The sequence below is a fragment of the Mesorhizobium sanjuanii genome, from assembly GCF_002529485.1.
Lineage (GTDB): Bacteria > Pseudomonadota > Alphaproteobacteria > Rhizobiales > Rhizobiaceae > Mesorhizobium > Mesorhizobium sanjuanii.
The window spans coordinates 1-15,335 of record NZ_NWQG01000093.1 but is presented as its reverse complement, the minus strand read 5'-3'; the positions used below and the strand labels follow the sequence as shown (position 1 = coordinate 15,335).

At 58.8% G+C, this 15,335-nt stretch carries 14 protein-coding genes and 1 pseudogene; 4 read left to right on the top strand and 11 right to left on the bottom strand.

The window, feature by feature from the left end:
• Together CN311_RS15665 and CN311_RS15660 are read right to left on the bottom strand one after the other, a co-directional pair.
• Positions 1-735 carry a hypothetical protein gene (locus CN311_RS15665; protein WP_097574692.1) on the bottom strand — a complete coding sequence of 245 codons (735 nt, stop codon included), beginning with the start codon at positions 733-735 and terminating at the stop codon, positions 1-3.
• A gap of 85 nt (positions 736-820) precedes the next feature.
• The gene (locus CN311_RS15660; protein WP_245440837.1) at positions 821-2,338 is read right to left on the bottom strand and encodes a hypothetical protein; all 1,518 of its coding nucleotides are present in this window, start codon (positions 2,336-2,338) and stop codon (positions 821-823) included.
• A gap of 340 nt (positions 2,339-2,678) precedes the next feature.
• On the opposite strand from CN311_RS15660, the gene CN311_RS15655 reads away from it, so the two are divergent.
• Positions 2,679-3,506 (top strand): excalibur calcium-binding domain-containing protein, encoded by an 828-nt coding sequence (locus CN311_RS15655; RefSeq protein ID WP_208866503.1) that lies wholly within the window; start codon positions 2,679-2,681, stop codon positions 3,504-3,506.
• 60 nt (positions 3,507-3,566) lie between these two features.
• Positions 3,567-3,875 carry a hypothetical protein gene (locus CN311_RS15650; protein ID WP_133117184.1) on the top strand — a complete coding sequence of 103 codons (309 nt, stop codon included), beginning with the start codon at positions 3,567-3,569 and terminating at the stop codon, positions 3,873-3,875.
• Between the two features lie 20 nt (positions 3,876-3,895).
• On the opposite strand, the gene CN311_RS15645 is transcribed toward CN311_RS15650, so the two are convergent.
• Together CN311_RS15645 and CN311_RS15640 are read right to left on the bottom strand one after the other, a co-directional pair.
• On the bottom strand, positions 3,896-4,546 hold the full coding sequence (locus CN311_RS15645) for a hypothetical protein (RefSeq protein WP_097574689.1): 651 nt from the start codon (positions 4,544-4,546) through the stop codon (positions 3,896-3,898).
• Positions 4,547-4,596: 50 nt separating this feature from the next.
• Positions 4,597-6,264, bottom strand: a complete 1,668-nt coding sequence (locus CN311_RS15640; RefSeq protein ID WP_097574688.1) for a DUF4403 family protein — start codon at positions 6,262-6,264, stop codon at positions 4,597-4,599.
• Positions 6,265-6,700: 436 nt separating this feature from the next.
• Between CN311_RS15640 and CN311_RS15635 the strand changes: the two genes are divergently transcribed.
• Positions 6,701-8,785: a DNA/RNA non-specific endonuclease gene (locus CN311_RS15635; RefSeq protein ID WP_097574687.1), complete on the top strand. Its 2,085-nt coding sequence runs from the start codon at positions 6,701-6,703 to the stop codon at positions 8,783-8,785.
• A gap of 71 nt (positions 8,786-8,856) precedes the next feature.
• Here the strand turns inward: CN311_RS15635 and CN311_RS33405 are convergent, their stop codons facing one another.
• The gene (locus CN311_RS33405) at positions 8,857-9,036 is read right to left on the bottom strand and encodes a hypothetical protein (protein ID WP_245440842.1); all 180 of its coding nucleotides are present in this window, start codon (positions 9,034-9,036) and stop codon (positions 8,857-8,859) included.
• On the opposite strand from CN311_RS33405, the pseudogene CN311_RS32580 reads away from it, so the two are divergent.
• Positions 8,957-9,546: pseudogene (locus CN311_RS32580) on the top strand (toll/interleukin-1 receptor domain-containing protein); the annotation flags it as partial. The gene CN311_RS33405 and the pseudogene CN311_RS32580 overlap by 80 nt on opposite strands.
• Here CN311_RS32580 and CN311_RS15620 read toward each other — a convergent pair.
• From CN311_RS15620 to CN311_RS15590, 6 genes are all read right to left on the bottom strand, one after another.
• Complete coding sequence (locus CN311_RS15620) at positions 9,543-10,298, bottom strand: helix-turn-helix domain-containing protein (RefSeq protein WP_097574686.1); 756 nt, start codon at positions 10,296-10,298, stop codon at positions 9,543-9,545. The pseudogene CN311_RS32580 and the gene CN311_RS15620 sit on opposite strands and share 4 nt — an antisense overlap.
• Before the next feature lie 120 nt (positions 10,299-10,418).
• Positions 10,419-11,729, bottom strand: a complete 1,311-nt coding sequence (locus CN311_RS15615; RefSeq protein WP_097574685.1) for a Shedu immune nuclease family protein — start codon at positions 11,727-11,729, stop codon at positions 10,419-10,421.
• Positions 11,730-11,764: 35 nt separating this feature from the next.
• Positions 11,765-12,436, bottom strand: a complete 672-nt coding sequence (locus CN311_RS15610) for a hypothetical protein (RefSeq protein WP_425351077.1) — start codon at positions 12,434-12,436, stop codon at positions 11,765-11,767.
• Positions 12,437-12,459: 23 nt separating this feature from the next.
• The gene (locus CN311_RS15605; protein ID WP_027056401.1) at positions 12,460-13,029 is read right to left on the bottom strand and encodes a hypothetical protein; all 570 of its coding nucleotides are present in this window, start codon (positions 13,027-13,029) and stop codon (positions 12,460-12,462) included.
• Positions 13,030-13,481: 452 nt separating this feature from the next.
• Positions 13,482-14,450, bottom strand: coding sequence for an omptin family outer membrane protease (locus CN311_RS15600; protein WP_097574683.1), 969 nt, complete (start codon positions 14,448-14,450; stop codon positions 13,482-13,484).
• 341 nt (positions 14,451-14,791) lie between these two features.
• Positions 14,792-15,112, bottom strand: a complete 321-nt coding sequence (locus CN311_RS15590) for a GNAT family N-acetyltransferase (protein ID WP_245437257.1) — start codon at positions 15,110-15,112, stop codon at positions 14,792-14,794.
• Positions 15,113-15,335 lie beyond the last annotated feature (223 nt).

The following is a 15,335-nucleotide window of genomic DNA, read 5'->3' as shown; positions in this document are numbered from 1 at the left end:
TTACATCCCTTCCAGCTTTGTAAAGTCGCTGAGATTGCCCCCGTTCTCCGAAAACCACTGCGTCCAAAAATTGGCGTGGTCGACGGACGGGAACTTCCTTTCCGGCCTGTTGAAATAGAGAATGGTTACGTCGGCGCCGAGAAGATCGGTCCTGAAGCGCGAATTCGCTGGGCTTTTCTTGAAGGCGTTGTAGTCGGCGCCCGCTTTGTATTGGGAATAGGCGGGCGTGTTCTCCATCATGTCCGACACGAGGACCAACCGTTTTGGAACATTGTCGAACATGCCGTTGTCGAACAGGCTGAGCTTCAGTTTCTGGATGCCAGCCATGATCGGCGACTGATCAGCCTGGCTATCCGCCGGCAAGTGCTCCGGCAGTTCCTTGAGGGGCTTGTCGAAGGCCTCTTCCCAGATTCTCTGATGCTTTCCGGGATTGCTGGTCCAGACGTCAACCGTTGAGCCGTCTCCCGGATTGCAACGCGCGTACAGCTCTTTCAGGTCGCCAGGTACCGCTGTCAAGGTGCCAACCCAGAGGTAGCCGCCTTGCTTGATTGAGCCGGCAATCTGCCTGAATTTGTTGGCAAGATCCTCCATGGTCGCCTGCGGGACGGGATCAGAGGTGTCAAAAAGAACAGCGGTGACGCTGTTCGGTCCCGCCTTTGTCGGGCAGCCCGTCTTTGCGTTTGTTTCCACCACGTCCCGGGCCTTTACGTTGAGCCAGACGTAGCCGGAAAACATTGCGAGCGAGGCAAGTCCAAGCAGGATTGTTCCGACAATCGCTCCAACGCCTTTCCCGCGCGAGCTCCCTGCCCTGCGACGGCTTCTAGGCCTGGCCATCGAGCGTCTCCGGATACAGCTTGTCGAGGTCGCGATACTTTTCGATCCCGGACTCGCATTCCTTGCCCACCTGCAGCATCTGCTCGTTCAGCGCCTGCTGGGCCGCGGCAATTGATGAAGCAAGATCGCTATCCTTGATCTCACCATCGTTTTGGACAATGGGCTTGGTCTTTTGGAGTTTAAAGGGCTGGGAGAAGTGTTTTGGAGCGGGAGTTTTGCGCGCCCGAATGTTTGCTTCGCGGTATTTTGAAAGCAGCTGGTTGCAACTCCTCTCGAGCTGCTCTTGATGTTCATTGAACAGAGCCAAAAGCCGCGCACGGCTGGATAGGATTGCAGCGTGTTCTCTCCTACGGCTGCTTAGCCCCTTCAAGATGTCTTCGACCTTGGTATTGTGGTCGTCGCGCAATTCGATGAGGCGGTCTATGAGGTCGGCTTTGGTATCGGTGTAATCCTGCCGCCTCTCCCGGCGCCTTTTTTCCACGCCGGCATAACCTGGATATGGATCGAGAACGAACCAGCCGTCGATGAAGGCGATGATAGAAAAGAGCAGACCGACCAGGAAGAGCATCCACGATCTCACCTCCTCAAGCCCGAGCGGGTTATGGAGCATTCTCTGGACCGCAATGTTGCCAGCTCCGTCGGCGAGCGTTCCGCTGACCTCACGATAGTGCGCAAGCAGCAAGTTGATCCCGAGTGCAATAGCGGCATAGAGCAGGATGAAAACGGTTCCGACAAGCTTCCCTCCCCAAGACCGATGGGTCACCCAGCGCACGCAGAAGATGGCGAAAATCAACGCGGACACGATATTCACGAAGGAAAAGGCGAATGCTTCCGTGGCACCACCGAGGAAGCCTTGGTCGTTGCCCTTGGCCAGAAAGGATCCGTTGAGATACGTCTCGACCAGCAGGAGGAAAATAAGGAGCGCCACCCTGAAAAGATGGGCTGTTCCTTGCTGCAGCCTGGCAACGCGTTCCAAGCGGTGGTTCTTGCGGAAGCTGGAAAGCTCCGTGGTTGCCTCGTGAAGGTCGGTTCGCTTGGCGTGAAGGGTATCCAAACCGATCGCTATTTCTCCCTTGAAGTCGGACAGGCTTGAAGTATTGGCTTGCTGAAGGAGGCCGAACTGCTCCTCAAGGCCCAGGTTCGCAACGCGGCCGGAGAAGAGGTGAAGCTGATCCTCAAGGATCTGGTGGGCCGCCTTTTTCTCGTCCTGCACCCTTTCGACGATGGAGTGTTCGACCTCGTCGAGGGCCTTGGACGAGGACGATGGCTGGTCTTTTTCGCCATGCGCCGTTCCCTGATCGTCGAGGTCCATGTCCCGGGCAATCTTGTCGACGTTGAGACTCGGGAAAATGTCTGCCCCCACCCTATAGTCGTGGTTCGCTTCCATTATCCGATTGCGCAGCTTCTCGAGCGCTTCAAACCTCGCAACCAACGTCTTTACCCCTACGATCGAACCCTGGAAAACACATGCTTGCGGCACGCCGCGCGCTTCATCGCGCAGCAATCCCGCAATCGGCGTCGGTCATATCCGGCTTGCCCCACCCAGCAGAATGCAAAAAACCCATTCTGAATGTGCTCGATAGTACATCGACGCGCTGCGTGCAAACTAAAGAAGTGGTTCGGCCTCCGGAGCGATTCCTTGCAACCAGCGCGGCCGGCCATGGTCTTTCTCATCGCGTACTTTGAGGCCGCTACCTTTTGCTCCAGTTCGCAAGAGTTATTGACACACTGTGTTGACGCGATCGATCAGCTCCCGGCCATACAGAAAGATTCTCAACCCTTGTCACCCGCCAAACCTAGACCAGCGCCAAATTTGATAGCATTCTAGTGATGGGGAGAATAGCTTGGACAAATCTCGCTACAAAAATCGCTCGGGTCAGGGGCGCAAGGGCAATGGCGTGGGTCGATCACGCGCCTGGCGCCGCGCAAGCGTGCCGTTGGGCCTGGTCTTTCTGACAGTGGCTGCCGCTGCCGCCTTAGCCACGCAATCAGCCATGCAGCACACCGACCGAATACCAGACATTGGCGTTTCGAACTGGTTCGGATCGAGGCCGGAGCCGATCGCCGGCGTCGCGTCCGTTATCGACGGGGACACGATCGAAGTCCATGGCCAGCGGATCCGCTTTAACGGCATCGACGCGCCGGAGAGCAAGCAGTACTGCAGCGACGCCAAGGGATTCGACTATCCCTGCGGGCGCCGCTCAGCCGACGCACTGGACGCATTTCTAGCGGCCTCCAGGCCGGTGCACTGCACCTTCGTAACTTGGGACCGATATCACCGGTTTGTCGGTGATTGCCAGCGCGCGGATGGCGTCAGCGTCGCCTCCTGGATGGTCGAGCACGGCCAGGCTCTGGATTGGCCCCGCTTCAGCCACGGGGCCTATTCAGCGCAGCAGGCGAAGGCGGAGGCCGCGAAACTCGGTCTTTGGGTCGGAACGTTTCAGGCACCCTGGGAATGGCGGGCTTTGCACGCCGGCGATGCGAGGCCGTCGAGCCAGCCGCTTGGCATCATCAGCCGCTCACAGGTAGCGCAAAGCTTTTCATGCCAACCGCGGCGGACATGCTCGCAAATCAGCTCTTGCAACGAAGCCCAATGGTATCTCAACAACTGTCCATGGGGTGGCAAGCTGGATCGCGATGGCGACGGAATTGCTTGCGAGACACTCTGTTGATGGCGCTGGATAAGAAGCGGCCACAGATGCAAACGCCGTAAAGGCGGAGGGATGAGAGAGATGGTGTTCTTTGCAACAATCGGACTTCTTATCATCGCTGTGAGCATCCCCATTGCCGCCATGTACGCCTGCGGACAGTTTGTCGGACAGAAACCGCCACACGCGCTGTTTAAGATGGCCGTGATGTTGGCGGTGGGGTTAGGCCTGTTCTCAGCCGTGGTAGGCGCAATGCTCTACGCGCGCGTCGGCGGCATGACTGTTTCCGAGTGGGTGATGCTGGCGTGGGTTGCCGGATCTGCCGTTACCGGCCAGGTCGCCTTGCAGGAATTGCTTGGCCGCAAGCCTCTTTCGTCGCCCGCAACTGACTGACAGTTTCAATCCGCTGACTCCTACTTGCCGTGGGTCGTGATCGGTGAGGCCTGATGCCGTTGACCCATCGCCACAGCACGCCAGTGCATCGCGAGCGCAATAAAGCCCGCGAGGGTTAGCGCGCCAAAGATTGTTGGCTCAAGGCCCGGCAGCACCGTCGCGCTGCCGATACACGGCTTGTCGAGCCCCTTGTCAAATTCAGTGCAGATACGAGCGGGATCGTTCAGCGTCCGGAGTTCCGACCAATCCCAAAGGCTCGCGCCTGGGTCCTTCTTGCCGTCGTTCAGCATTACCGTCGCGGAGAGAAACGTACACCAGAAATAGACCAGCGCGATCGCGGGCAGCACAGAGAAGACCACAATCATCGCGCCTTGATAGACGCGGCCTTCTCGCGAGCCCGTCTCGATCGCGTCGAAGCCGACAACCGGTATCCGCGCATGCCAGTGCGAGCCGCTGCGTAGGGCATAGACCCGTCCAATGAGTGAGGTTAGGGCGAGCAAAATCGAACATATCGGGATTGCGATCATTACTGCAGGCACCCTCGCCTTCATGACCAGCTTTGGACCGAAAATCTCTTCCCCGCCTTGCGCGACCACCCAAGAATTCAGGGCGTAATAGAGAAGGAGCGCACTGACCACAAACCAAACCTTGCTAAGCTGGGATTGGGTCATTGGTACCCTCTTGTTCGTTATGAATGGCCGCGGCTCGTTTGGCAGATGGGCTACTGACCTACCAAATCAGCTGATAGCGCCATATCGAAATTCATTTTAAGGCGGGCACTGGCAATCAGATTTTCCGGCCCGACAGTGATATCCAGAAGTTCAATCGACGGAGTGTCAGCGGAAATCTTCAACCCCGGAACGTTGGTATTGTGAACGGCCTTCAAGATCTCATCGGACGCGTCGTTGATCTGCTTGTTGAGATCGACTTTCGAATGAGCCTCTAAATCTGCCAGGATCTGGGTTTCGAACAGGGATTGTGCAGCCTTCCAGAAGGCGTTGTCCAGGACGGTCGCGAAATGCAATTTATTGATCGAGATCGCTGTGCCAGTTTTCTCGACGCGGGGTACCCCTGAGAGGTAAACCCAGCCGGTCGTATTCAGGAACTCGCCCGGCAGCTTTGCCTGTACCTTCAAGCCAACCACGACAGAGCCAGCGCTCGGATATAGGTCAATATCCTCGACCTTCACATCGACGGCGCCTGCCGGCGTCTGCTGCTGGAAGTCGTGACCCTTAAGGTTCTTTGACAGCTCGTCCAACAGCAATCCATAGGGAGCAGCTGCTTGCACGGTGATGTCGGCCTGACTTCGATCAGCTGATGTTTTGCCCAATGGCGGCAGAGACAGAGACTGTGTGGCAACTGGCTCTGCGGCAAGACTGGTCTTTGCCGCGACACGCACGGTCATCTTCATGCTTTGCGCTTCACCGACCAGGCCCGAAAAGCTCGCCGCTGTGGGGACGATGTTGAGATAGACGGGCGTGTTGTCCGGGCGGTCGATCTTGATCGCAATGGCGTGCCATTGGGCCTCAACTTTTGACCGAAGCGCATCACAAGGCAGAGCTTTAGCGATGGCATCCTGTATCTTGGCGCGGTGGTCATTGATCTGGCCGTTCAACACGTCAGCCAGTCCCAGATTGATTGGCCCTGCGCAGACTTGGGGGTGCCCCAGGTTTCCAAAATCAAAGCCGAGACAGTTTTTGCCCACGACTTCCACCGAAGCACTGCTCACCCATCTGCCGGTCGGGGTTCCTGAGAGCACGGGGCACCACTTATCGTTCATGTCGAACTGCAGATCGACGCCGGGGACCAGCCGAGCTTCGAAGTTCTTTCCGGAAAGCGAAAGCAGTTTGGCAAGGTCGCCACCTACGCCGGCCTGACCGCTGACAAACAGCGGCTGTTCGACGTGAACGCCATTGCCCGCCTGGGCCACAACAAGAGGGCCATCTCTTGCGATGTCAGCATGCCAATGAAAGTCGGCGCATTGGTTCGTAGTGCCAAGGCTCGGAGCGGTAATATCCGGCACCTCAGCGCAAACACGGACACCGATCCAACGGCACTCAGTATGATGTCCCACGTGTCCGGGATTAATATGAGGAATACCGACACATCCGATTTGACCATCTCCTTGCACTGGAACGGATTGCGGTATCTTCGATTGGGCTGCTTGCACTAGCGTCTCATACGGGATTTGCGCCACCAGCGTGAGAACGCTGTCCGACACGGGTGCCGGCGGCACATCGGCAGTGCCACCATGGATTGGCGCCTGGAAGAGATTTTTTTCGCAGCCCGAAACGCCAACCAAAATGAGAAGGACCGGAACGAACCGACGAGCGGCGGCAGCAAAGTGAGCGACACGCAACTTCGTGTCCGGTCTGGTACGCGCTGTCATGGACGTCTCCCCCAAGAATGCTCTGCACCCGTTGAAGCGGCGGCACTGAAAATCACCGCTTTGTGATCTCTACGTGATCGAATGACCTTCAGGTGCCCCTATGCGCAGGCAGGCGCCGAAGCTCCTGCCGCTAAAGACAACCGAACAAGCGATCCCGCCCTAGGAACTTCGTTGAGAACTCTATTCTTCACATTGACCGCACATTACTCTTTGTTGCATAGTGACGTAAGAGGCTGTTTGGATTCTTTTTAGAAATTGATAGAGGAATAGCGGGTCAGAATGGACTGCGTTTGCAAATATGTTAGCCGCTTAAATATGACGCATTTGAACTATTAACTCGCCTGGAGATTAAATCGTTTAATGTCAAATCTTTCAATCCCTATCGTCAAATAGAATCTCATAGACTGTCTCTATTCCTTGGAGGGAGGAATCTACCATGGTTGCGACTAATTTGTTCGACGAGCGCCGCCGCGCGGTAATGATTGCGGCTGCAAAACGATGGAAAGCGCAGCCGCCAACGCCTGCGACGACGCAAGTGACGCCATCGGAACAGGCGCGCTACGACGCTCGCCGTTCGAGCTTTGATCAGGCGAGCGAACTGAAGGCACAAGGCCGTCTTCCGGTGTTCGTCGAGCGGAAGATGGGGCCTACCCTTGACTGGTACACCTTGCCGCCAGACGATGCTGCCCGAGCCGCTGGCCGGCCGGTCGCCCGCATCGTGGCCAACGTCGATCCGAAGGTCGACCCGGTCGGGTTTGCGACCGGGTTCATGGTTTCACCTAACGTTCTTCTGACAAACTGGCATGTGTTTCCGGATCCCGGCTCGGTACGAGGAACCGGCGCAAATTTTCTTCATGATGAGACGGCATCAGGTGTCGCCCGCGGCATCATTTTCGAGTTTGATCCGGACGCCCTTTTCTTCTCGGCGGAGGATCTCGATTTCGCGCTCGTCGCGGTGAAGCCGAAGGCAATCACCGGCGAGCTTCTCTCCTCTGTCAACTTCCTGGCGATCAATGGATCGCGGTCAAAGATCCTGCCCGGAATGCCTATCCGGATGATCGAATATCCTGATGGCGGGCCAAAACGCTATGCGATGGAGAATTGCCGGCTGCTCGAGCTGCGGGAGGACGGTTTCCTCCGGTACGAGACCGACACCGAGGAAGGATCGTCGGGCTCGGCCTGCTATTCGGAAATGTGGGAGGTCGTCGGTTTGCACCACGCCTCCATTCCAAAAATGCGTGGCAATACTATTCTCAATAAGGACGGTTCGGCATGGTCACCTGGCCAGCCGGATGACGGGATAGACTGGATCGCGAATGAGGGTGTGCGCATAAGTGCGTTGGTAAAGGCCTTCGGCGGGCTTGTACCGACCACGCCCGCCTCCAAGCATCTTTTGGACGAATTGCTGGCCAACACGACCGATCCTACCGATGAGGTCGAGAAGCTAGCGACGCCTCGCGCGCCAGAAGCCCTTAGTCCTGTGTTACCTGATCCCTCCAAAATTTTCGCAAACACGAAAGGAAACGTGATGGGCGGCGTTACCATGAATTTTTCCGGACCAGTGACGATTTTCGTTGGTAGCGGTGTGCCGGCATCACAGCTTCCACAGGCGACGGCCGCGGTCGCGGCAGACGAGGCGCTCGAGAAAGCACTGCGCTTCGACCCCAATTACGACGATCGAGAAGGCTACAACCCTGACTTTCTCGAAAACGATATCACCGTGCCGCTGCCTCGCATTTCGCAGGAGCGGGACCAGGAGACGTATAAGGAGAATGGCCAGATCGTCGTGCTCAAGTACCATCACTTCAGCCTGGCGATGAACGCTTCCCGGCGCATGCAGATGTGGTCGGCGGTGAATGTCGATTACGATGCATCGAAAAGGACCTCCAGCGGCCGCGCCTTCTTCGGTCAAGATCGTTGGGTGGTTGACCCGCGAATTCCCCAGAAATACCAGTTGGGCGATCCCGACATCTACGCGCCCGCCAAACAGATCGACCGGGGTCATATCGTGCGTAGGGAAGACAATGCCTGGGGTGATACGCCGACGGAAATCGAGTTTGCCAATTCCGACACGTTTCACTTCTCAAATTGCACGCCGCAGCACGCGGCCTTCAACCGCTCCCAACCGGGAAAGCAATGGCCGGGAGTTCAAGGCTTGTGGGGCGGTTTCGAAAACCACATTCAACGCGACTTGCAATCAGGTGACACGCGCGCCTGCATCATAGCGGGTCCGATCTTGAACCCGAACGATCCATCCGAAGATTTCGGGACCGGCCCGGTGCAGTATCCTCTTGTCTTTTGGAAAGTGGTTGCGGTCTCGACGCGCGATACCAATGGGCGCCGGTCGCTACGCACCTACGGCTTCAGGCTTTCCCAAAAGGATGTCGTCGACCGGTTCGGAGTGGAATTCGCGCCCGGCGAGTATGCACGCTATCAAGTCGCCCTGTCAGCCATAAGCGATGAGGCCGGCGTTATTTTTGACGATGTTCTCTTGCGCGCCGATACCCACGCCGACGCGTAACGTGACACTCGGCGTGGCAACGATGGCCAGCCGTCGCATGCTGTAGACGCTTCGGTCCAGAAGGCCGCCGCTCACGCGGCGGCTGCTTCGGAGGCGCTGAAGCGCAACAGATAGTCTACGGCGCGTTGCGCGTGCGCGGCGGCGGCGAAGATCGCTCGTTTATCGTCCTTCAGCGCGGCCGACTTCGACGCCCTCGCCTTCGAGCTCGACATCGGCAAATGGGAGATGAATCGCACGCACTGGGCGATCAAGGACGTCAACCTGCCGAAAGAACTGCACGCTGCGCGGGGCATTGCCTTGCCCCCGTGACGCGGCAGGCCAGCCGCGCCGTCGACATCACCCAGCACCATTTCGATGTTGGTCTCTCGTTTCCCGGCGAAGCCCGCGGGCTGGTCGAGCAGGTGGCCCGCGAGCTCGAGGCGAGTCTCGGCCCCAACGCCTATTTCTACGACAACAACTACGTCTCCCAGCTTGCCCGGCCATCGCTCGACACCCTGCTGCAGGACATCTATCGCAACCGCTCCAAGCTCATCGTAGTCTTCATCGGCGCCGACTATCAGCGCAAGGACTGGTGCGGCGTCGAGTTCCGCGCGATCCGCGAAATCATCATGGCTCGGGACGAGCAGCGCGTCATGTACGTGCGCGTCGACGACGGCGCCGTCGATGGCGTATTCCGCACCGACGGCTACGTCGACGCGCGACGCTTCAATCCCGCTGAGATCGCCCAGTTCATCACCGAGCGCCTCGCCCTCATCCCCTAATCGTCGGTGAGCCAGCCCGGCGTCACGGCGACCGTCCGGCGGTCGACCAGGACGCGACGACGCCTCGGCGCGCCGGGATCGGTGAGGCGCGGCGTCACCGAGACAATGGCGACCTTCCAGTCAGGCATGCCCGGCTGGGGCGCGGCCATGACACCGGACAGGACCGTCAGCCCGCGGCGCTCCAGCTCGGACACCCTGGCAAGAATGTCATTGTAGAGCTGGCGCCGCCCTCGCCCCGACGACAATGGCTCCTCGACGATGTCGGAGAGGATGAACGAGGCGAGATCGAGCCATTCGCCGAGATTAGCGATGTGGTCGTCATGGGTGTCGGGCACGCCGGGACGGTGGATGAGATAGGCGTCGCACTTCGCGGCATCGCGGATGGCCTTGTGCGTCTTCATCGGCGACACCGCCACCGGTTCGAGATGGCCAAACGCCTCGACGAGGTGTTGTTCGGCCGCCTTGTCCGGACCGATCGGCAGGCTCGGCGTGGTGAACGCGCCCGGCGCGTGGCCGAGCGCTTGGGCGATGCGGTCGAGCGCCTCGTCGCTCACCTTCTTCGCGCGTTCGACGCGCTCGACCGTCGACAGCGAGACACGCGCGAAGTCGGCGAGCGTGGTGGCTTTCCACTGCTTGAGATGGCGACCCCAGCGCACCACCATGGCGACGAGCTCGATCGCCGGCGGCGTGGGCACATCGACCGGCTTGTTGGGCAGTTCCTTAATCTTGTCGAGAAGTTCCTGGGCATTCATGGACGAGGTCTCCTTTCGTGCCCGCGAACATGCCTCAACTCCGCCGAGCAAAAGAGGTCGAAACGCCCTTCAGCACGCATCAGCTCCCGACGCATCCCCGCCGCCCGCGCACCTGTCGGTTCAATCCCGCCGTTCTGTGCCACGCTTGTCAGCGCGTTGCCCCAATCCGGCCGAGCCCGCGCGCTCCGTCAGCGAGACGATGATTCTGTCGAGGCGGCGGAGCAGATCGTCGTAGGTGACGATGTCCATCATATTCACATATTTCCGCTTGATCACCTCCAGGTCGAACGATTGGTTCTCGGTGAGCCCGCCAGTGCCGTCCGTTCGGCGATGGCGGCCGAGCAGAAGCAGCGCCTTGGGATTGGTCACCCGGATCTGGAGGCCGGCGGGAAGTGCTGACCCGTATCGCTTCGACAGTTCGCGCTCCCCCTCAACGCCCCATTTGGAGAGGTGGAACAGGTATTTCTCGGCCTGCATGATGGTGCCTGACAGCTCCTTGGTCGGAACGCTGTTGCCACGATAAATTGCTCTGCTCAGCAGAATGTCGTCAAAAGGCTTCTTGATCTCGATGACGTCGATGTTGCCGTTGGCGTCGACCACGCAAAGGTCGACGTATCGGTTCTTTCGCTTGTCCGGCCTCGAATAGAAGTCGGCGATCCGAACATTCTCCAACACCGCCACATATTTCGGGAACAGCAGTAGGATGACGCCGACGACCATCTTCTGCCACTCCTTCTCGGAGTAGCTTGCCGCCCTGGCGAGCCAGGAGGAGAGGGTCTCGCGCAGATAGACGAACTTGTCGATCTCGGCACGAAGCAGCTCATCCCGTCGCAAGGCCCGGCCGCGCGCACCGGCGTTCCGGCGATTCAGGTAGCTTTCGTAGTGATCGCGCGCGCTGGTCGCGCCGTCGAAGAATTCGCCGAGGATGGTCTCCACGCGCGCCGCGGCATAGCGGTCGACCTCGATGCTGTTCGGGAACCTCTCGAGCAGCTCGCCGAAGGCCTCGACGGCGATGCTGTCGACCCGGTCGCCGCCAACGACGATTTCGCTGCCGGGCTTCAGCTTTGCAATGCGCCGAAAGATGCTGATATTGCGCTCGGCGACAAAGACCTTCCGGTCCAGCGCGATCCCCTCCGCGACGATCAGCACATCGTTGTCGATCCCCAGGATCCGCCCGGGAATGCGGTGATATCCGTTTTTTGTGGTCGCGAACCGAAACCGATAGAGCGGTCGATCGTCCTCGTCCGCCTCGTCGTCGTGCGCGGCACCGTGCGCCGTCTCCGCCACGAGGTCGGAAGTGCGGAAGAAGAAGACCCGGCTCAGCGTCACCTTGCCCGCCGCCTTGAGTTCCCGCGTCACCCAGGCATTGCCACCGAAGTGCGGTTCGTATTCGAGCGTCACGCCCTTGCTGCCGACCTCAAACGAAATCATCACACGTGCTCCTGCACTGGCTGCCACCATCCTCTTCACCCGGCGCCACGACTAATGGCGACAAACCGGTCTCGCACTATGTCGGTCCGCCCTGCCGGGCCGCGGACATTTCCCTCAAGGAAATATTCGAAGTCGCCGTTCTGAAGCAGGACTGTGAACTGTTCGGCGATGAACCGGTGGACTTCGGCCTCTGCAGCAAGAATCTCGTCCACGATCTCCGGCCGCCCGTCGACGATGAGGAGGATATCTTCCATGTCACGGCTCATGAACAGATCACCTGCGCCGCGCCCGAGATAAGCTTCCAGCTTTGTCGCGACAAATAGCTCCGGGGAAAGCTTTTTGATCCTGAGCGTATCGGTCAATTCATGGGTTACTGCCGTTTCGATCCCAGCTGCGTACCAGTGGTTAGTGAAGCCGAGTATGCCGGCATCGTCCGGCATAAAGTCGACCTTGAGGTCCCGCAGCCGCATCCGGCAGATGACGTTGTCCTCGGGGGACTCAGCGAAACCTCGCTGCCTCAATTCTTCCCGCAACTGCGCCCACTCTCCATAACCGGCAAGATCGACGATGAGGTCGACGTCGTCAGTCGCCCTCACATCCTCAAGGGTCACTTCGTCTGTTATAAAAAGAGCGGTTGTGCACCCGCCGACAAAGACCAGCCGTTCGCGGAAGTCTTCCCCCAAAGCTTCCGCCACCGTCTGCAGCATCAGGAGCAATTGGCCTCGGACCGTCATTTTTTCAGGAACCTCTCCGAAAGCCGCTGTCCCGCCAGGCCCGCTTCGCGCTGATTGCCGAGCCGGATGGCATCAACGAGAGCAAGATATTCGTAGAGCCGTTCATCTTTCTGGACTGCTTCAGGCACACTCTTGAACAAAGGTTCAACCGACTGCCCCATGTCCCGCCCTTGGGCATAGGGCCATATGTGTATGTACTCGCCTCCGCTGACCAATAGCCCCTTCAGCATCGGCGCGGCGAACGCCGTCGGAATACCGCGCGTCATCGCGCCTGCCTTCGCGGGAAACACGAACTTCAGGCCGTGGACGATAAATTCATAGAGATTGCGGCGGTGAGGATTGGCCCGTCCCGTATCCCGGTCTTTAATGGCCAACCCCGATGAGAGACTGCGCTTTAAGGAGGCGTTGATCTCCGTCTTGCTGATACCTGTTAGGGATTCCAGCCCGCGAACAGAGAAGGGGTCCTCGCCCGCAAAGCCCCTACGCTGTTCCCCATGGCCCGCGAACTCTCCTTGCTCCTGCAAGCTCACGAGCTTCAGAAGCACCACGATATCCTGACTTTTCATTCCAATCATTGCAGCTTGTCCTCTGTCCTAGGACCAAGGACATTCCATCATTCGATGTCTCTCCTGTCAATGAGAACGCCAGGAGGGCGCCGCGGAAAGTCCAAAATACGTCGTTTTGAGCCGCCGGTAGGTGGTTCGCCGGCAGCATGATGATTGGCTCAGGGCGCTCACCCTAGCTAAAGAGCATTCAAACCTCATCGTACGACTGGCGAGCGCCGCCGGCAGCATTGAAGCGGTCAATATCGTCGGCAGAAGAGCGTCCGAAAAGGGCTGTCGGTTGCTTCATGGTGGGAACGAAAAAGCGAGAGAAGCAGAACTTTCGTGTGCGATCTTTGCACCAGGCCCGTAACTGGCTGATTTTCCTTAAGTATCTGTCCAATCCAGTCGCGCGGGCGCGTCAGATTTCTGCGCGGTGCGGACATCGGTTTGGCGTTCCGGTCAAACTCGTTCAATCAGAACGAGGTCTTGATGCCGACCATCACCGTCGCCGCGGCAAAATCGCCGCCGATCCAGTCGTCTTCGCCGCCAGTCTCTGCGCCGGTCGCAATGTCATAGGTGTTGTAGTCGCCGCGAGCGGTGAACACCTTTTCGTAGGAACCGGAGACGAAGAAGCTGGTCCGCTCGTTGTACTGGTAGCCGACGCTGCCGCCGACCATCAGAACCGGCGCCAATTCGAAATCATCCTCGAAGCGCAGGTCACGCATCCAGTGATGATCGGTATCGCCGGCCGAGAAGGTCGTGCCGCCCTTCAGCGCAAAGCCGAAGTTCCAGCGATCCTGGACATAGGTCGCATGGATGCCGGCGAAGGCGACCGGCAATTTCTGCTGGTAGCTGATGGCCTTTGCGTCTCCTGGGAAGTCGCCAACCGAATCCCGGAAGCCGGCAACGCTGTAGACATAGGAGCCGCCATAGGCAGTCCACTTGACCGAGGTGTACTTGAAACCACCGTTGACGTTGATCAGCAGCTGGTCGCTGAACTGGAAATCGTGGCCGAGCGCGACGGTTGCCGAATAGAAGTAATCAAGATCGGTGTCGGAATGGCGCGAACGGTTGCTCCAGTCGTTCCAGCCATCATTGGTCGAGAATGACGGGTTCCAGTCATAGTCTTCCATGTAGCTGTCGCCGCTGAAGGCGATCTGGCCGGAAAGCTTGGCGGTCCAGCCGGCCTCGCTGCGCGCCGTCATCTCGGCTGAAATGACCGCAGAGGTGTTTTCCCAGATAAGGTGGCTCAGCTTCGAGCCGCTGCCGGGAGCCTGATAGACCAGCTCGTTGGCCTGGATGTCGATGACGCCGACGCCGCCAACGAAAGAGAAATTGGGATTGTAGGGCGCCGGTTCGCTCGCCACAGCGTCGCTGGCCATCGCCGGCCAGGCAGCGAGCAACGCTGCCGCTCCACCAAAGACTTTCGCGTGCAATTTCATAGGACTACCCCCATAGGAATCATCCGCCATTCGGCTATACGCAGCGTAACCGGGTGCAAGTCAGGTGCGGTCGTCTATGCAGCGCCCCGGTAGGTTGGCAAAATTGCCGCCCTCGGCTCTGTTCCTCAACACTCAAGGAAACGCCGCTAGGGTGACCCGATTGACGGCGGTTTGCCGATGCGTTCCGGGCGGCCGGCGTGACGGGAACCGTGCATTATCTGAGGCACACATTTGCGATGACGATGCTGGTACGATTGCAGCGTCAGGCAGCGACCACGCCGGACCTCAACCCGCTGAGGTCGTGCAGGTTGCTTTGAGCAGCCCATAGCAAACTCTCTAGTCTAGATAATCCGACAGAGCCGAGGGCCGAGTTCCTCGAACCCGTTGCGCAGATAGAAATCGAGCGTGCGCTTCCATTTTGGTTGCCTGGGCGCTGCAAGCTCAAGTCGCTTCCAACCACGCGCACGGCCTTCCCGCGAGGCGACCTCAAGCAGATGAGGGGCAATCCCTTTGGAGCGCTTTTCGGGTCGAACATACAGCTCCGAAATATAGCCGAACTTGCCTCCTGCATAGATCGCCGTGCATTCATTCAGCACCATGATGCCGACCGGCTCGTCATCTGCACTTGCGATCACCGCGACCACGCCAGCGTCGGCAAGCATTATCTCCGCGCTTTGTCTGACGTCGTCGGGCGCGGGCGCTTTCCCGCCAGTGAGTTCATCGAGTAGCGCGTGAATAAAACGGACGACCGTCCCTGCGTCCGTTGCGTTGGCGCGGCGCGTAGATATGGAAGGCATATTTTCTCCTGCTAGTGCTCAAATCCCGATTCATGCTGCTATCCGCGCAGATCCGACTCACTCTTTTAAGTAACTCGGACGAGTGAAC